The organism is Acinetobacter sp. BIGb0102 (genome assembly GCF_003815055.1).
GTDB lineage: Bacteria > Pseudomonadota > Gammaproteobacteria > Pseudomonadales > Moraxellaceae > Acinetobacter > Acinetobacter vivianii.
Window position 1 is genome coordinate 23681 of the sequence record NZ_RKQE01000005.1, and the last position, 17663, is coordinate 41343.

Sequence of the window (17663 nt, forward strand, 5' to 3'; positions counted from 1 at the left end):
ATCAAATATTCATGGCTTGGATTGGTGTGCAATCCAAGCCATTTTTTTATTCCTTCTCTTCAGCGGTTTGCTCTTCCTCAGCTTTTTGTTCTGCTACGACGTTTAATGCAGTCATCATGGCAACGGGCGCGCCTTCCTGACGTGTAGCTTTGAGCTTAATCTGTAAACGTAATTCATTGACTGAATCGGCGTTACGTAAGGCTTCATCATAGCTGATAGCACCTTCGTTATAGAGATCGAATAAAGCCTGATCGAAGGTTTGCATCCCCAGCTCTCGCGATTTGCTCATAATCTCTTTGAGTGCGTGGAACTGGCCTTTTAAAATATTATCTGAAATCAATGGTGTATTGAGCAAAATTTCAATCGCCGCCCGACGACCTTTGCCATCCTGAGTTCGTATCAAACGTTGAGAAATAATGCCTTTCATATTGGATGAAAGATCCATGAGTAACTGGTTACGACGTTCTTCTGGAAAGAAGTTGATAATCCGGTCAAGCGCCTGATTGGCATTATTGGCATGTAAGGTACCGAGACAAAGATGTCCTGTTTCCGCAAAGGCAATTGCATGTTCCATGGTCTCTGTATCACGGATTTCCCCAATCAGAATCACATCGGGCGCCTGACGTAAGGTATTTTTCAAGGCATGCTGCCATGAATGACAATCAACACCGACTTCACGATGGGTAATCATGGATTTTTTGTGTTTATGCACGTACTCAACCGGATCTTCAACGGTAATAATATGCCCCGCTGAGTTTTCATTGCGGTGATCAATCATGGCCGCCAAAGAGGTTGATTTGCCTGAGCCTGTACCACCGACAACCAGAACCAGACCACGTTTTTCCATAATCACATGTTTCAGCGATTCAGGCAGCTTTAGCTTCTGAAAGGTTGGAATTTCCGAGGTAATGGTACGAATCACCATACCAATCTGTAGCTGCTGTTTAAATACATTGACACGAAAACGTGAAACATTGGGAACATTGATGGCAAAATTACATTCCCATTCATTTTCAAAATCTTGGCGCTGTTTTTCATTCATTAAGCTATACGCGAAGAGTTTGGTTTTATCGGCAGTGAGTTCCTGTTGCCCGAGTGGACGCATAAGTCCTTGTAATTTAATGCTGGGTGGAAAATCTGCGGTGATAAATAAATCTGAACCGCCGTATTCCACTACTTTGGTCAGCATATGAAACATAAATGTTTTGGCTTCTTCGAGTAATTCTGCGCTATACATCAATCTACCTGAATCTGAATAATAAGATGGTTTGTTGCGATTTTATTTAAAAAATGCAATAAAAATAATGATCTATGTGTTTTTTAAATATGAGCCAAGACCATTAAGCCTAAAAAACACCCCAAATGTTTACTCAATAATTTCCACATTTCATCTCTTGCTGAGGAATTATTTCAAACATGGCTCGATGGATCTAGCTGGTTTTTAATTTAATGCTGCCATTTCAATGTGATGTGAAAAAAATTGTCAATTTCTTACTAAAAATGCAGCTGGTGAGCCGTGTAAATCTAGTTTTTTCTCATTAGTCATGTTCCACGTGAAACATCGCGCGTATCGGTTGAATTTTGGTTGTTGCTGAGTAAGCTGAGCTGATTGCTACCGCATTAGTCATTACAATAGCCGCTGATTTTTGTATTCGAGTGTTGGACATGTTAAAAAAAATTGGGATTTTCTCATTATTCAGTTGTGTTTCTGCCATGAGCTTTGCCAATGTAGAGACCTTAAAAAGCAATTTGAGTCAACAATATCCCAATATTCAGGTCACCAACATTCAACCGACTGCTATGAATGGCTTATACAGTGCCAGTCTGGATAATCAGATCATTTATCTGGATGAAAGTGCCCAACACATGTTTATCGGGTCAATGGTTCGCTTAAAAGACCAGAAAAATTTGACCAAGGATCTTGTGATCCAGCAAAACACGGTTGACTGGAAACAGTTGCCTTTCAAAGATGCTATTAAAACCGTCAAAGGCAATGGTAAGCGTCAGTTGGCAGTATTCTCAGATCCAAACTGTTCTTATTGCAAGAAGTTAGAAGCAGAGATGGATAAGCTGAATGATGTAACGATTTACACCTTCATTTATCCGCTAAAAGCGCAATCGGTTGCTGTATCTAAATCAGTCTGGTGTGACGCCAATCAAGCCTATGCATGGAAAAACCTGATCCAGAAGAATGTACAGCCGCAAGCAAAAACCTGTGCGAATCCGATTGAGCGTAATTTGCAGCTTGGTCGAAAATTAGGTGTAGATGGAACCCCGACCCTGATTTTTGGAAATGGATTTAAAATGGTCGGTGCAAGAAGTGCTGAAGAAATTCAAATGATCTGGAAAGAACTCGGTCTATAAATAAAAACGCCCAATCCATTGCGATGAATGAATTGGGCGTTTTAATTGAATACGTTTTAGCTTTTTTTGGTGACCAGATTGTAGATAAATAAAATAATGATGGCACCCACCACAGAGGCAATGAAACCAGCCGCCGAATTTTCACCATATAAACCGAGTAAGCGACCACCATAGGTTGCCAATAATGAACCCGCAATACCCAATAAGGTCGTTACGATGAAGCCTGCTTTGTCTTCACCAGGATGTAAAGCTCGTGCGATTAAACCAGCAAAAAAACCAACGACGATTGCCACAATTAGAGACCACATTGTCTTTCTCCTTGTTTTAAAAGTGATATTTCTTTCTATCCTGCTTGATTTGAGCTGACTTTGTCTGTAGTGGATTACTGAGTTATGTCGTATTTTTGTGCAAGCTTTGGGAGGATTTGATTAAAGTATCAATAAAAAAGCTGCTTTTCGCACTTGAGCCAAGATAAAGCAAATGAATACTTTATCCGAGCGCAAGATAAACATGGATCTATGCTATTCACCTATTTTGAGGTGTGAACAGCAAGATTTGATTAGATCCCAATTTCACCAATGAATGGTAAGTGACGATATTTTTGATCAAAGTCGAGGCCATAGCCCACAATAAAGCGGTCTTCGACTTCAAAGCCCAGAAATTTTACATCTAAAGGAATTTCACGGCGTGAAGGCTTGCTCACTAAAGTACATAATTCAATTGAGTTTGGATTACGGGTTTTAAGCATTTCAACCACTTTGCTTAGCGTATTACCTGAGTCGATAATATCTTCGACCACAAGTACATCTTTACCGTGAATTTCGCCATCAAGGTCTTTTAAAATTTTGACATCACGAGAGGAAACGGTTCCACCACCATAACTAGACACGGTCATAAAATCGAGTTCATGTGGCTTGTCGATTGCACGGCATAAATCTGCCATAAAAATGACTGAACCACGTAATAAGCCGATCAGTACCAGTTCTTTATCACTTTGAGCATAGTGTGCATTGATTTTGTCGCCAAGTTCTTTAACTTTGGCTTGAATCTCTTCACTTGAAATCATAATGCGCATTGCAATGGTCATCGGTAGATTCCTAAAAACTTAAAAACGGGAAAATAAAAAAGGTGTTGACCTGCAACACCTCGAAATCTTGAGCTAATCTGGCAATTTTAAAACAAAATCACTTTTCATGCACCTTTTGATGACGAAGAAAGTGTTTCATTTTGAGCAGATGAGCTGTCACGTTTAAGTAGAACAGCACATCCAATCGCGATACATAGCCACCCAAGTCTTTGTTTGTTTAAAAATTTAGTTTTGGCTATAGGCTTTTTGTCCATAGATGTAAGTCGCCTCAATATTTCGGTCGTCACCCATGGTGAATAAAGCGAATAAGCTATCTTCAACCGATTTTGAACGTGACTGACGCAGTTGTTGTAATGCGGTTGGCTGGGTATTCAAGACCACGAAATCCGCTTCTTTACCGATGTTAAAATTACCGAGTTTCTCATCCAGATCCAGTGCTTTCGCACCACCGAGCGTCGCGTGATACAGTGATTCAAAAGCAGAAAGTTTATCGCCTTGTAGCTGCTGGACTTTGTACGCTTCATTCACGGTTTGCAACAGGCTAAATGAAGTCCCTGCCCCAACGTCAGTGCCTAAACCGACTTTTACTTGCTGTTCCCAAGTCTTTTTCAACGGGAATAAACCACTGCCCAAGAACAGGTTTGAAGTCGGACAGAAGGCAATTGCAGAGTTGGTTTCATGCATACATTTCCATTCTGCATCTTCCAGATGTACGCAATGCGCAAATACAGAACGTTGACCGGTTAAGCCATAATGATGATAAACATCCAGATAACCGTCCTGCTCAGGGTATAGATCTTTTACCCATGCGATTTCATCTTTGTTTTCACTTAAATGTGTATGCACATAAACATCAGGATATTGAGCTTTGAGCTGTCCTGCTTTTTCCAGTTGTTCTGGTGTAGACGTTGGCGCAAAACGTGGGGTAATCGCGTATAAAGCACGCCCCTGTCCATGCCACTTCTCAATCAGGGCTTTAGAATCATCATAGGCGCTCTCTGCGGTATCACACAGCGCTTCTGGTGCATGACGATCCATCATCACCTTACCTGCGATTAAACGCATCTGGTGCTGTGCTGCGGCTTCAAATAAAGCATCTACAGATTCAGGATGTACCGTACAGAACACCAATGCAGTGGTGGTACCGTTTTTAAGCAATTCATTGACAAAAAACTTGGCGATGTCTTGGGCATAAGCTTTGTCTTTAAACTGAATTTCAGTCGGGAACGTATAGGTATTGAGCCAGCTTAATAATTGTTCGCCGTAGGCACCGACCATTTCGGTTTGTGGGAAATGGATATGTGTATCGATCATACCTGGGATGATCAATTGTTCTGGATAATGCTGAATTTCAACGTTTGCAGGAAGATGGGCTTGAGCGTCGTTCCACGTGCCAAACCAGCGAATTTTACCTTGTTCAGTGATCATTACGCCGTCTTCAATATAACGGACTTGATCGGCAATTTCAGTGGCTTGAGAAACGGTCTTTTGAATATCTAAGAAGCGACCACGAATCACCGTGGTTGGAGTAGCCAAAGTCATAACAACCTACAATTTTACTTTTTTCGGTTGATTGTACCTGATTTTGCCAAATTTACTGGATTATTCGGCTAATTAACGTGCTTAAAAGGTATATAAATGTGACTTATACACCGCTCTTCCTCATTTTAGAGGGTGGGATCATGGCATAGATGAAGTGTAAAAAAATAAGAGATTGGAACCGTGATTAAACAAGACAATCAATGACTCCCCTTGCCTGCACGATTGATTTATTTCCCTAACAAAAAAGCCTGCAATGCAGGCCCTTTTTATATTCCATGTGTTATTGCGCTTGACGCTTATTATGACGTAACGATAGATAAGCGGTAATGCTTAATACCAGAACAATAAAGCCTAACGAGATCCAGATTGGCATGTGGAACACATCGAGCAATAACATTTTTGCACCAATGAACAATAAGATGATACCCAAGCCATACGGTAAATAATGCATTTTCGATGCAGCACCTGCCAATAAGAAGAACATCGCACGTAAACCCAAAATTGCCATCAAGTTTGCAGTTAAAACAATGAACGGGTCACTGGTCACGGCGAAAATTGCAGGAATAGAATCCACCGCAAAGATCACGTCAGATGCTTCGACCAAAATCAAAACCAAAAATAAAGGGGTTGCCCATAACACGCCATTCTGGCGAACGAAGAAATTATTGCCTTCAAGCTGTGGCGTGATACGCATATGTTTGCGTAACCATTTTAGTAACTTGATATCTTCAATATTGGTATCTTCTTCATCCTGACCTTTCAGGAATTTAAAGCCAGTGTAGACCAGGAAGGCACCGAAGATATACAGCACCCAAGAGAACTCTTGCACAAACCACGCACCAATAAAGATAAAAATGGTTCTAAGCACGATTGCGCCGAGTACGCCGTAAAGCAGGATTTTACGTTGATATGCAGGTGGAATCGCAAAAGCCGCGAAAATCATCAGCCAGACAAAGACGTTATCAATTGCCAGCGATTTTTCCAGTAGATAACCTGCGAAGTATTCCATGGTTTTCTGGTTTGCAATGGTTGCACCTACGGTTTGCTGTAGATAAAACCATAATCCACCACCAAAAATCACTGCAACACTGACCCAGGCAATACTCCAGTAGGCTGCCTGTCTGATTGGCACGTCCTGATTTTGTTTTTGTTTAAAGCCTAAAAAGTCGACCAGTAGCATCACGGTAACGAGACCGAAGAATGCGACATAGAGCCATAAATTACCGATAGTTTCCATCACAACTCCCTATCTGGCAAATGGACATAAAAAAACCTCGACCAGTTGCCAGATGAATTAATACATCTGTTTCAACATGATCAAGGTCTTGCCTACACCACGATGGATTGTGATGCTCAGAGTCCGACTTTTTGCAAAGTGTAATGACGAAGCTCTGACACCTAAGGCATTCAGCGCTTAGGTCTGGAGGAGGCTACTCCCCTTGTCAACATATTCTGTATGGATATTCATATCCAAATATGCGCATAGAATTACATACTTTTAAATAATGTGCAAATATTCATCAGCAACGATGATCTAAAAAATTTTCAGGATTTCCGTCCGTAAAAATTGATGGCGTGGGTTATGTTTCACGTTTTCATGCCAATACATGCCCATATTGATTTGAGGCAGCTCGATTGGCAAAGGATGGATGTGTAAAGCTTTGGAATAATGTAAATGCTTGAGGATACTTTGCGGAATAGTCAGAATGGCGTTGGGGTAATGATTCAGTATCTGTAACGCCGTTGCATAGTGCTGGCATCGTAGGAAAATCTGGCGGGATAATTGCTGCCGATTAAGATAAATATCCTCGAGCAGAATCCCGGTACGCCGTGAAGACACCCCAATATGCGGTGAAGACAAATACAGCGATAAATCCATATTGGCTTGCTGGGTACACACCACAAAATGATCTTCAATCAGATTTTCAAACTGTAAACTGGCCTGATACGGTTGTACCAGATCAATGACAAAATCAATCTGTTGAGCAGAAAGATCCGCCAGCATATTTTTACGATCCAGTTTGGAGCTCAGGAACTGGATGTCCAGATTCAGTTGCGCAAAATGATGCACCAACTGCGGAAAAATAATCGGCTCAATTTCATCATGAATGGCGATCTTTAAGCTATGCAACATGTCAGGCACAAAGTCCTGTTGCGGCACGGCAATACTTTGAATGGTTAATAATGCGGTTTGAATCGGCTGGTAAATTTGCTCGGCATATGGTGTAGGCAGCATTTTTTGACCGCTGCGCACGAATAACTCATCGCTAAGCTGACTACGCAAGCGTTGTAAGGCATGACTCACCGCAGACTGGCTGATACAGAGCAATTGTGCCGCTTTAGAAATGCTCTTCTGTTCAAAAATCGCAATAAAAAGCGGATATAAATTAATATCGATACGATGAAAATGTCCCACTTCCAGCGGATTGCTATTATGAATCTGATTCATAGTTTTGAATAAAATAAAATCATTTCATTCATAATAAATTTTCGCTTATGGTGATGTAAAGCAGCGAATCAGCTTTCGCCAAATTTTATATTGAGGGAGAAAAGGATGTTTGCATTATCAGCGCGTGCGCAGGATTTTATTGCACGAACGCAAGCGTTTATCCAACAAGAAATTGAACCCATTGAAAAAGCATTCTGGGATGAGGTACATCGCCTCAATGTCGATGGTGACTGGACCAAATGGCAATGGCCTGAACAATTACAACAATTGAAAGATAAGGCAAAAGCAGCGGGCTTATGGAACATGTTCTTACCTGATGCCGAGTTAGGCGCGGGTTTATCGGTTCAGGAATATGCACACATTGCTGAACTGACTGGACGTAGCCTGCTTGCTCCAACGGTATTTAACTGTAATGCGCCCGATAGCGGCAATATGGAAGTGTTGTGGCGCTATGGTAGCGATGCGCAAAAACAGCAATGGCTACAACCTCTACTCAACGGTGAGATTCGTTCAGTTTTCTGTATGACCGAGCCTGCGGTAGCATCCAGTGATGCGACCAATATGCAGGCGACTGCGGTGGTAGAGGGTGATGAAATTGTCTTGAATGGACGTAAATGGTGGTCATCAGGTTTAGGCGATCCAAATGCCAAAATCATTATTTTTATGGCCTATACGCCAGACCCAAGCAAAGACCGTCATCACCAGCATTCTATGGTGCTGGTGCCAGTAAACACTGCAGGTGTAACCATTGAACGTATGCTGCCTGTGTTTGGCGATTACGATGCACCACATGGGCATGGACAGGTCAGTTTTGACAATGTTCGCGTGCCTGTCAGCAACTTCATTGGTGGTGCAGGACAAGGTTTTGAAATTGCTCAAGGCCGCTTGGGCCCTGGGCGTATTCATCATTGTATGCGCTGTGTTGGCGCGGCAGAGAAAGCGTTGGAACTGATGATTGACCGTGGTATGTCGCGCAAGGCATTTGGCAAAGAACTACTCAAACTGGGTGGGAATCTGGAGCGCGTTGCCGATGCGCGTGTGCAGATCGATCAGGCGCGTTTATTGACCTTATACGCTGCCTATAAGATGGATACGCAAGGCAATATGGCGGCATTAACTGAAATTTCAGCCATTAAAGTGGTCGCGCCAACCGTCTTGCAAAATGTGGTGGATATGGCGATTCAGATCCACGGCGGCGAAGGGGTTTCCCGTGATACACCGTTAACGGCTTTCTTTACTCAGGCGCGAAGTTTACGTTTGGCCGATGGACCAGATGAGGTTCATAAGGGCATGATTGCTAAATTAGAACTCAAAAAACGTGGCTATGGTCGTGGATAAGGATAAAAGCAAATGACAGTAATTGATATGGGTGGTCAGGTTCGTCATGGTGAAGAACTGGATATTGCAGCGGTTGAAACATGGTTAAAAAATCAGGGTGTGAATTTGCAAGGACAGGCAAAAGTCACCCAATATTCAGGTGGTGCATCTAACTGGACCTACCGTTTAGCGTATGACAATGCTGATCTGATCCTACGCCGTCCACCGAAAGGCACCAAGGCCAAATCAGCGCATGATATGGCCCGTGAATACAATGTGCAGAAGTATCTGGTACCCTTCTACCCTGTCCTACCTGAAATGATCGCGCTGTGTCAGGATGAAAGCATGATTGGCTGTGATTTTTATGTGATGAAGCGGATTGAAGGTATTATTCCACGTGCTAATTTACCCAAAGAATTACAGCTGGATGAACAGCAAGTACAGCAATTGTGCCTGAATGTTCTGGATAAACTGATTGAACTGCATCAAGTGCCTTATCAAGGTACAGAGCTGGAAAAACTAGGTAAAGGTGAAGGGTATTGCCGCCGTCAGGTCGAAGGTTGGGATGCCCGTTATAGCAAGGCTTTGACACCGAATGTACCTGATTTCGCGTTTGTGCGTGAATGGTTGCAACAACATATTCCTGCGGATTCAAAAACCTGTGTGATTCATAATGACTGGCGTTTTGATAATGTCATTTTAGATCCACAGCAACCCACTCAAGTGATTGGGGTACTGGACTGGGAAATGGCAACACTCGGTGATCCATTAATGGATCTGGGCAGCGCCCTCGCCTACTGGATTCAGGACGATGATGATGCATTGATGAAATCCAGCCGCCGTCAACCGACCAATCTAAAAGGCATGCTGACACGTCAGCAAGTGGTGGATTACTATCTGGAAAAAACAGGTTTAAAGCCTGATAACTGGGCATTTTATGAAGTGTTTGGTTTATTCCGTTTAGCCGTGATCGCGCAGCAAATCTATTACCGTTATTACCATCAGCAAACCGATAATCCAGCCTTTAAAGACTTCTGGATATTGATTCATGCCCTGCATATTCGTGCCCTAAAATTGATTGCACAAGGAGATACACAAGCCCAGCAATTAATTCCTGAATATGGCGCAAAACTGAAGGAAATTTTAAAAGGATGAGCACAATTTATCTGGTGCGACATGGGCAGGCCTCCTTTGGAGCAGCCAGTTATGACCTGCTCTCTGCAAAAGGTGAGCAACAGGCACAAGCGGCGGGTGATTTTCTTAATAAAAATTTGAAATCTTCACCCTTGGTGGTGGCGGGGTCAATGCAGCGTCATCAACAAACGGCGCAACTTGCTTTAGCGCAAGGTTTTGCAGATGTATCAATTCAAACTGAATCCAGCTGGAATGAGTTTGATCATCAACATGTGTTTGCTCAATACGAACCACGCTTTAATCAGCCTGAATTACTCAAGCAGGATGTCGCACAAGGTGCAAACCCGCGTGCCTATCTGGCAAAAATCTTTGATGGGGCGATTGAGCGCTGGATTGGAGAGCAATATGACCATGAATATCATGAAACATGGTTAGGTTTCCAAAGCCGTGTAGAAAGCGCTTTGCACGGTCTATGTCAGCAGCTTGATGCGACACAACAGCGTCAGGCGGTTGTATTCAGCTCAGGTGGTGTCATTTCGGTGGCGGTCGGCAAGGTATTGGGTTTAGATGCGAAACAGATCTTTGCGCTGAACTGGTCGATTGCCAATGCCAGTATTAGCACGCTGCGTTGGGTAGATGGGCGTTTGCAATTACTGAGTTTTAATGAACATCATTATTTAAAAACACATGATGCAGAACTTCTCACATGGATTTAAACAAGAATAGGTGGCGGAAATGGCAAGAACAATTTTAATTACAGGTGCAAGTTCGGGTTTAGGCGCAGGTATGGCGCGTGAATTCGCAGCCAAAGGCTACAATCTGGCGCTTTGCGCACGACGTTTAGAACGTCTGGAAGCGTTACAACAGGAGTTGCAAAGCCAGTTCTCAGTTCAGGTCAAAATCAAGACCCTTGATGTGACTCATTATGATGATGTGTTTACGGTGTTTAAAGCTTTTCAGCAAGAATTTGGCAGCATTGACCGAATTATTGTCAATGCAGGTGTGGGTGATGGTCGCCGTATTGGCAAAGGGCATTTTGAGGTGAATCGGGCTACGGCGGAGACCAACTTTATTTCGGCATTGGCGCAATGCGAAGCGGCAGTTGAAATTTTTCGAGCGCAAAACAAAGGGCATTTGGTGGTGATTTCCTCTATGAGTGCGATGCGTGGTTTACCGAAGCATTTGTCGACTTATGCAGCCAGTAAAGCAGCGGTGGCGCATTTGGCAGAGGGTATCCGTGCGGAGTTGTTGGGCACACCAATTAAAGTCTCGACGATTTTCCCTGGTTATATTCGTACTGAATTGAATGAAGGTGCCAAGAAATTGCCATTTGAAGTGGATGAGAAAACAGGAAGTCGAGCCTTGGTCAAAGCAATTGAGAAAGAGCCTGTGAAGGCGTATGTGCCGCAGTGGCCGTGGTTGCCAATGGGCATAGCAATGAAGATTTTGCCGTTAAAATTGGTGAATAAACTGAGTTGATTGCCATTAAAATGAATCGGAGATATCTCTATTTCGCAAGTTTTCACAGCCTTATATAGGCTGAATAGTCGAGTTGTTTGGGTATAGGCGTTTCCTTACTTTTCAAAGATGAAAAGTAACAAAAATCTTTTGTTGGACTGATGGTATATCCCTATACCACAGTCCAACGGGCGGCATCCATGCCGCCGTCACAATAGTAAATATCAGCAAGAAATTAATTTAATCTGAGTTCGACAAGAAAGACGATACGCGTAAACGTCATCCACAACCTGAGCTAACTAAAGCTTTGAGTTAGCGCAAGACAAACAAAGTGCGTAGTTTGTTACTCAAGCATAGCTTTCACCTTACGGTACGGCAAAGATTATTAATCTTTGCTATTCGTCCCTCAGGTTTTGCCTACTTTTCCCGAAAGAAAAGTAGGGCGAGCCGCAGGCTGATCCAGAAATTAGATAAGAACTTGCAAGACTCCGTTTAAGACAATAGTTTTTCAGAAAGTGTTGACTTTAATTACGACAAAGCCGTAATCAACTTTTGGTGTAAACCACCAAAACCACCATTCGACATGATCACCACAGCATCCCCCTCACCTGCTTCATTCACCACGCGGGCAATGATGTCATCCAGCGAACGGCTGACTTCTGCCTTGTTTGATGACGCTGCAATGATAGGTTGTAAATCCCAATCCAGACCTTCAGGTTGATACCAGATCACTTCATCCGCTAAACGGGCTGAATGTGCCAAACCATCTTTATGGCTGCCCATACGCATGGTATTTGAACGTGGCTCAATGATCGCCCAAAGTTTACGTTCACCTAAGCGTTTACGCGCGCCGTCTAGTGTCGTTTCAATTGCAGTTGGATGATGGGCAAAGTCATCATAAACCTCGATGCCACGAACCGTACCTAATAGCTCCATACGGCGTTTTACCCCACCGAAGTTAGAGAGTGCTTCACACGCCTGTTCAAGGCTAACACCCACGTGTTGTGCAGCAGCAATCGTCGCTAAAGCATTGGCAACGCTGTGCTGCCCTGTCATGTTCCATTTCACTTCACCGACCACATTGCCCTGTTCAAGCACTTTAAAGTGGCTACCATCCGCACTGATCAATTCGGCAGATAACGCAGCTTGCGCATTTGGCTCAAGACTGGTACGAATCACTGGCGTCCAGCAACCCTGCTCCAAGACTTCATCAATATTGGTTTCAGTAATTGGCGCAATAATACGACCTTCACTTGGAATAGTGCGCACTAAATGGTGGAACTGTTTTTGAATTGCAGCAAGATCATCGAAAATATCAGCGTGGTCAAATTCAAGGTTATTTAAAATTGCGGTTTTAGGATGATAATGAACGAACTTAGAACGTTTATCGAAGAATGCAGAATCATATTCATCTGCTTCGACACAGAAATATTGACCACCACCTAAACGTGCGCTTTCGCTAAAACCAAGTGGTACGCCACCGATCAAGAAACCTGGATTTAAACCCGCCTGATCCAGCACCCAAGCCAGCATAGTCGTGGTAGTAGTTTTACCATGTGTACCTGCGACACCGAGTACGTGTTTGCCTTGGAGGACATGGTCTGCCAGAAATTGTGGGCCAGAAATATAAGGGAGACCTTCATTCAGCATGTATTCAATCGCATCAATGCCACGTTTCATGGCATTGCCGACGATCACAAGATCAGGATGCGGCTGTAAATGGCTACGGTCGTAGCCCTGCATAAGCTCAATACCCGCATTTTCGAGTTGAGTTGACATAGGTGGATAAACATTGGCATCTGAACCTGTGACTTTATGTCCTAAATCTCGTGCTAATAGAGCCAAAGACCCCATAAATGTGCCACAAATACCCAAAATATGCAGATGCATAACGCGCCTTCTCCACTGCTTTTCATACAGCACTGATATCGTATGTATGATTGTCGTTATCAATAAAAATCAAACGCAACGATATCAAGGCTTGCATGGAAAAGATAGTCAAAATTCGTTGTTGTTGTTTAGTTCTAATTGCACAGATGAATGCTAAAATTTCAGGGTTTTTGCAAGCATATCTTCTCTGCGATTCACCCTTGATTTGGATATAAGCACATTATGTTGAGCCCTACTCTTTTAGCGTTATGTTTGTTGATTATTTCCAACTGTTTTATGACATTGGCATGGTATGGGCATCTGAAAATCCTGCACGATGCACCGATCTGGCAGGCGATCCTGTTTAGCTGGTGTATTGCCCTGCTGGAATACAGTTTTATGATTCCTGCTACCAAGTTGCTCAACCAGCATGGCTGGAGTCTGGGTGAAATGAAAATTACTCAGGAAGTTGTGACATTAATGGTGTTTGTGCCCTTTATGATTTTTGTGTTTAAACAACCTTTTAAGCTGGATTATATCTGGGCAATGCTCTGTTTAATGGGGTGTGTCTATTTTGTATTTCGAAATCAAAGCTAATTTTTCGTGAATTAGTTCACGCGTTCTTTTGTTGGGGATGCTTGAAAAAACCGCTATAATATTTGCCAATTTATTCCTTCGTGCTTGGCGTAAGTCGAGATACTTCTCTATTTTTATCATGTTTTGGAAAAGCCAATGAATGCGGTCGCAACAGATAGCCAACCTTTAGTCGGAATTATCATGGGTTCTCAATCGGATTGGGCAACCCTTGAACATACCGCTAACATGCTCAAACAATTGGGTGTTCCTTTTGAAGCTGAAGTGGTTTCTGCGCATCGTACCCCAGATCGTCTGTTTGAATATGCTGAAACAGCACGTGATCGTGGTATTCAGGTGATTATTGCGGGTGCTGGTGGTGCTGCGCATTTACCAGGGATGTGTGCGGCTAAAACTGATTTACCAGTATTGGGTGTACCGGTTAAATCATCGATTTTAAATGGTGTGGACTCATTGCTTTCAATCGTACAAATGCCAGCAGGTATTGCGGTCGGTACTTTGGCGATTGGTCAGGCTGGCGCAACCAATGCTGCGATTATGGCAGCACAGATTTTAGGTTTGACTCGTCCAGACATCGCTAAAAATGTGGCTGACTTCCGTACTGCACAAACAGAAAAAGTATCGAGCAATAACATTCCTGGTCATGAATGAGGATAAGCAAAGCAACGCTTTGCCCGAATGCAAGACAAGGACTTTGTCCGAGTAAGAGGATAAGCAAACTTAAAGCATTGCTTTAAGGCTTTGCCCTGAGGAGCATAAGCTCCGTAAGAAGACGAGTAAGAATGTTGTTTTAAGGCTTTGCCCGAGCAAAAGAGTTATAGATATGAATAAAACCATTGGCATTTTTGGTGGTGGACAGCTTGGCCGCATGATGGCGCAAGCGGCATTGCCACTTAATATTCAATGCACCTTCTTTGAAGCGGAAACGGATTGCCCTGCTGCGATTCTGGGCCCTGTTTTCTCGAGTCAGGCTGCACAGGGTTTACAGGATTTTATTGCCAGCGCAGATGTATTTAGTCTTGAATTCGAAAATACGCCTGTTGCGGATGTGGATGTTTTAACTCAACGCAAAACCCTGTACCCTCCTCGCCTTGCATTAGCAACTGCACAAAACCGCTTGGCTGAGAAAAGTTTATTTGATGAGTTAAACATTCCTGTTGCGCCGTATCGTGCTGTGGATAGTTTAGAGAGCTTAAAACAGGCTGTTGCTGACCTTGGTTTACCGATTGTCTTAAAAACTGTGACAGGTGGCTATGATGGCAAAGGTCAGTTCGTATTACGTACTGAAGATCAAATCGACACGGCTTGGGCTGAACTTGGCCCTGCAAAAAGCCTGATCGCTGAAAGCTTTGTTAAATTCAGTCGTGAAGTCTCGATTATCGCGGTACGTGGTCAAAACGGCGATGTGAAAACTTGGGCGCTGGCAGAAAATCATCATCATAACGGCATCTTGTCACATTCAATTGTGCCTGCACCGAATAGCGTTGATTTACAGCCTGTCGCACAAGACTATATTACTCGTTTGTTGAAGCACTTAAATTATGTGGGTGTGCTCACGCTTGAACTGTTTGTGACTGAACAAGGACTCTATGCCAATGAAATGGCATGTCGTGTGCATAATTCAGGTCACTGGTCGATTGAAGGTGCAATTTGCTCGCAATTTGAGAATCATATCCGTGCTGTTGCTGGTTTACCTTTGGGCTCAACAGACGTTATTCGTCCAACGGTGATGATCAATATTATTGGCCAGCATCCAAAATCTGAAGAGGTTCTGGCGCTGAACGGCGCACATTTACATCTCTATAATAAGTCTGAGCGTACAGGTCGTAAGCTGGGACATATCACCTTGATGCCGAATAATTCGGATGATTTAACTGGTTTATGCCGTCAATTGGCTCAAATTTTACCTGTACCACTGGCATTAACCGCAGATATGAAGCTCTAAACTTATCCACAATAGCTAAAAAAAGCGATCTTCGGATCGCTTTTTTCATTCTATGCCACTTTTAAATTTAAAAAATAAACATGAGGGTGCTGTGGATAAATTGTTTTCGTTATTTTGAATTTAAAATTGCGTCGGTTATTTGAATTTAAATAAAAGTGGATAAGTTATTTTGCGTTTTAAATTCAAAATTGAGATCTTGTTTTAAATTTAAAAATTAAGCCAATACTAGCTTTTTAAATTTAAATTATGGGCTGTGGATATCTATTTTTCCTAAAATAATGCTATAAAAAATAAAAAATTATCGTTTTCTTGGTGTTTTATTTGTATCACTCACCGTTTAACTTGAAGAAATGAATTTAAAAGTGGATAAGTTTTTTAAATTTAAACTGTCGAGTTATCCAGTATTGTGTTTTTGAATTTAAATTGGACTTGTTGATAACTTTTAAATTTAAAATAAAGCCTGAATTATGAATTTAAAAGCAGTGTTTTAAATTTAAAAACCGAGAAATGAATTCAAAGTTACGTTTCCAAACTATACATCTTCATATAGCGTGTTAAGGTGGAGAGGAAATTTAAATTCAAAAGTTTTGGTTCAGTCATGAAACGTCATTTTTCTTTTTTTCTAGGCACTGCCTTATTTACTATTTTCAATCAGGCGCATGCCGAGCTGGTCATTAATGGTGCAACCGTTTCTACACCAGCCACTACAGCAGCACCGGTTGCCAGCAATTATACGCCAAATTCTAATTTTCAGGGCTGTATTGCCAATTTGCGTTCGCAAGCAATCGCATCGGGTGTTTCTGGCGCGACTTATGATCGCTATACGCAAAATTTAACGCCCGATTATTCTGTGATTGATAGACTAAATTATCAGCCTGAATTTTCGACACCGATCTGGGATTATTTGTCTGGCCTTGTGGATAACGAGCGTGTTCAGGCAGGCCAACAAAAATTAAACCAACATCGTGCTGTATTGAACCGTGTTGAGCAGGCGTATGGTGTACCTGCTGAAACGGTTGTGGCAGTGTGGGGTGTCGAAAGTAATTATGGTGATATTTCGGGTAAATATCCTTTATTACAAGCTTTAGGGACTTTAAGTTGTGAAGGTCGCCGTCAAAGTTATTTCCGTGGTGAGTTTTTTGCCACCATGCGTATTTTACAGCGTGGTGATTTAACCCAAGATCAACTTTATGGCTCATGGGCAGGTGCTTTTGGTCATACCCAGTTTATGCCGTCGACTTATGAACGTTTAGCGGTGGATTTTGATGGTGATGGTCGCCGTGATCTGGTTTCTAGTACTACAGATGCCTTGGCTTCAACAGCGAATTTCTTAAAACGGGCAGGGTGGCAAACAGGCATGCCGTGGGGCTTTGAGGTAAAAATTCCGCAAGGTATGTCGATTTCTGGTGAAAGCCGCCGTAATAAAAAGCCATTAAATAGCTGGATTGCGCGAGGGGTCACTCGAGCAGATGGTACAGCACTGATTCAAGGTAATTTATCGGGCAGTACGCCAGCAGGACTGATTTCGCCAGCGGGTGCAAATGGTCCAGTGTTCTTGGTCTTTAAAAACTTTGATGCGATTTATAGTTATAACGCGGCTGAAAGCTATGGTTTAGCGATTGCGCATTTATCAGATCGTTTACGTGGTGGTACACCATTCTTAACCTCATGGCCAACGGATGATTCTGGTACATCACGTGCGGAACGTCGTGAAATTCAACAGTTTTTAGTGCAACGTGGCTATGATATTGGTGCAGTTGACGGATTGATTGGGGATAAAAGTCGTCAGGCCATTCGTCAGGAGCAAACCCGTTTAGGCTTAAATCCAACAGGACGTGCGGGGCAGCAGATTTTACGTGCTTTCCGTCAGGAACAAGCCAAACAAATGATGCAATAAATGATTC

16 protein-coding genes are annotated in these 17663 nt (G+C 42.7%); 9 read left to right on the forward strand and 7 right to left on the reverse strand.

The genetic code is table 11. The features are described from left to right. Positions 1-46: 46 nt before the first annotated feature. A complete protein-coding gene (locus tag EC846_RS02365; protein WP_123774016.1) occupies positions 47-1237 on the reverse strand; it encodes a PilT/PilU family type 4a pilus ATPase in 1191 nt (396 codons plus the stop codon). 428 nt (positions 1238-1665) lie between these two features. Here EC846_RS02365 and EC846_RS02370 point away from each other — a divergent pair, with 428 nt between their 5' ends. Beyond that, on the forward strand, positions 1666-2364 hold the full coding sequence (locus tag EC846_RS02370; RefSeq protein WP_005260353.1) for a DsbC family protein: 699 nt from the start codon (positions 1666-1668) through the stop codon (positions 2362-2364). Between the two features lie 56 nt (positions 2365-2420). Here the strand turns inward: EC846_RS02370 and EC846_RS02375 are convergent, their stop codons facing one another. The 5 genes from EC846_RS02375 to EC846_RS02395 form a co-directional block, all read right to left on the reverse strand. Further along, positions 2421-2672: a GlsB/YeaQ/YmgE family stress response membrane protein gene (locus EC846_RS02375; RefSeq protein WP_004776487.1), complete on the reverse strand. Its 252-nt coding sequence runs from the start codon at positions 2670-2672 to the stop codon at positions 2421-2423. 251 nt (positions 2673-2923) lie between these two features. Then, positions 2924-3451, reverse strand: coding sequence for a hypoxanthine phosphoribosyltransferase (gene hpt, locus EC846_RS02380; protein WP_004776485.1), 528 nt, complete (start codon positions 3449-3451; stop codon positions 2924-2926). Between the two features lie 225 nt (positions 3452-3676). Further along, on the reverse strand, positions 3677-4993 hold the full coding sequence (guaD, locus tag EC846_RS02385) for a guanine deaminase (RefSeq protein ID WP_047432942.1): 1317 nt from the start codon (positions 4991-4993) through the stop codon (positions 3677-3679). A 280-nt stretch (positions 4994-5273) separates the two neighbouring features. Then, on the reverse strand, positions 5274-6230 hold the full coding sequence (locus tag EC846_RS02390; protein WP_004776481.1) for a TerC family protein: 957 nt from the start codon (positions 6228-6230) through the stop codon (positions 5274-5276). A gap of 297 nt (positions 6231-6527) precedes the next feature. Further along, positions 6528-7442: a LysR family transcriptional regulator gene (locus EC846_RS02395; RefSeq protein ID WP_123774018.1), complete on the reverse strand. Its 915-nt coding sequence runs from the start codon at positions 7440-7442 to the stop codon at positions 6528-6530. Between the two features lie 105 nt (positions 7443-7547). Here EC846_RS02395 and EC846_RS02400 point away from each other — a divergent pair, with 105 nt between their 5' ends. The 4 genes from EC846_RS02400 to EC846_RS02415 are packed head-to-tail and all read left to right on the forward strand — an operon-like array spanning position 7548 to position 11372. Then, a complete protein-coding gene (locus EC846_RS02400; protein WP_123774019.1) occupies positions 7548-8780 on the forward strand; it encodes an acyl-CoA dehydrogenase family protein in 1233 nt (410 codons plus the stop codon). A gap of 12 nt (positions 8781-8792) precedes the next feature. Next, the gene (locus EC846_RS02405; protein WP_123774020.1) at positions 8793-9914 is read left to right on the forward strand and encodes a phosphotransferase family protein; all 1122 of its coding nucleotides are present in this window, start codon (positions 8793-8795) and stop codon (positions 9912-9914) included. Beyond that, a complete protein-coding gene (locus tag EC846_RS02410) occupies positions 9911-10609 on the forward strand; it encodes a histidine phosphatase family protein (protein ID WP_123774021.1) in 699 nt (232 codons plus the stop codon). The genes EC846_RS02405 and EC846_RS02410 overlap by 4 nt, the downstream gene beginning before the upstream one ends. A gap of 19 nt (positions 10610-10628) precedes the next feature. Next, complete coding sequence (locus tag EC846_RS02415; RefSeq protein WP_123774023.1) at positions 10629-11372, forward strand: SDR family oxidoreductase; 744 nt, start codon at positions 10629-10631, stop codon at positions 11370-11372. 507 nt (positions 11373-11879) lie between these two features. Here the strand turns inward: EC846_RS02415 and mpl are convergent. Beyond that, positions 11880-13241, reverse strand: coding sequence for a UDP-N-acetylmuramate:L-alanyl-gamma-D-glutamyl-meso-diaminopimelate ligase (gene mpl, locus EC846_RS02420; protein ID WP_005260367.1), 1362 nt, complete (start codon positions 13239-13241; stop codon positions 11880-11882). A gap of 222 nt (positions 13242-13463) precedes the next feature. Here mpl and EC846_RS02430 point away from each other — a divergent pair, with 222 nt between their 5' ends. The 4 genes from EC846_RS02430 to EC846_RS02445 all read left to right on the forward strand — a co-directional run bounded on the left by EC846_RS02430 (position 13464) and on the right by EC846_RS02445 (position 17656). Next, complete coding sequence (locus EC846_RS02430) at positions 13464-13817, forward strand: DMT family protein (protein ID WP_005186310.1); 354 nt, start codon at positions 13464-13466, stop codon at positions 13815-13817. A gap of 135 nt (positions 13818-13952) precedes the next feature. Beyond that, a complete protein-coding gene (gene purE / locus EC846_RS02435; protein ID WP_005260369.1) occupies positions 13953-14465 on the forward strand; it encodes a 5-(carboxyamino)imidazole ribonucleotide mutase in 513 nt (170 codons plus the stop codon). A gap of 166 nt (positions 14466-14631) precedes the next feature. Then, the gene (locus EC846_RS02440; protein ID WP_265936686.1) at positions 14632-15759 is read left to right on the forward strand and encodes a 5-(carboxyamino)imidazole ribonucleotide synthase; all 1128 of its coding nucleotides are present in this window, start codon (positions 14632-14634) and stop codon (positions 15757-15759) included. A 598-nt stretch (positions 15760-16357) separates the two neighbouring features. Next, the gene (locus tag EC846_RS02445; RefSeq protein WP_123774027.1) at positions 16358-17656 is read left to right on the forward strand and encodes a lytic murein transglycosylase; all 1299 of its coding nucleotides are present in this window, start codon (positions 16358-16360) and stop codon (positions 17654-17656) included. The last annotated feature ends 7 nt before the right edge of the window (positions 17657-17663 follow it).

Coding starts and splice junctions, on each gene's coding strand:
- hpt (WP_004776485.1), bottom strand. CDS start 3,451: ATGACCATTGCAATGCGCATTATGATTTCAAGTGAAGAGATTCAAGCC.
- EC846_RS02415 (WP_123774023.1), top strand. CDS start 10,629: ATGGCAAGAACAATTTTAATTACAGGTGCAAGTTCGGGTTTAGGCGCA.
- purE (WP_005260369.1), top strand. CDS start 13,953: ATGAATGCGGTCGCAACAGATAGCCAACCTTTAGTCGGAATTATCATG.
- mpl (WP_005260367.1), bottom strand. CDS start 13,241: ATGCATCTGCATATTTTGGGTATTTGTGGCACATTTATGGGGTCTTTG.
- guaD (WP_047432942.1), bottom strand. CDS start 4,993: ATGACTTTGGCTACTCCAACCACGGTGATTCGTGGTCGCTTCTTAGAT.
- EC846_RS02430 (WP_005186310.1), top strand. CDS start 13,464: ATGTTGAGCCCTACTCTTTTAGCGTTATGTTTGTTGATTATTTCCAAC.
- EC846_RS02405 (WP_123774020.1), top strand. CDS start 8,793: ATGACAGTAATTGATATGGGTGGTCAGGTTCGTCATGGTGAAGAACTG.
- EC846_RS02400 (WP_123774019.1), top strand. CDS start 7,548: ATGTTTGCATTATCAGCGCGTGCGCAGGATTTTATTGCACGAACGCAA.
- EC846_RS02390 (WP_004776481.1), bottom strand. CDS start 6,230: ATGGAAACTATCGGTAATTTATGGCTCTATGTCGCATTCTTCGGTCTC.
- EC846_RS02370 (WP_005260353.1), top strand. CDS start 1,666: ATGTTAAAAAAAATTGGGATTTTCTCATTATTCAGTTGTGTTTCTGCC.
- EC846_RS02375 (WP_004776487.1), bottom strand. CDS start 2,672: ATGTGGTCTCTAATTGTGGCAATCGTCGTTGGTTTTTTTGCTGGTTTA.
- EC846_RS02395 (WP_123774018.1), bottom strand. CDS start 7,442: ATGAATCAGATTCATAATAGCAATCCGCTGGAAGTGGGACATTTTCAT.
- EC846_RS02365 (WP_123774016.1), bottom strand. CDS start 1,237: ATGTATAGCGCAGAATTACTCGAAGAAGCCAAAACATTTATGTTTCAT.
- EC846_RS02445 (WP_123774027.1), top strand. CDS start 16,358: ATGAAACGTCATTTTTCTTTTTTTCTAGGCACTGCCTTATTTACTATT.
- EC846_RS02410 (WP_123774021.1), top strand. CDS start 9,911: ATGAGCACAATTTATCTGGTGCGACATGGGCAGGCCTCCTTTGGAGCA.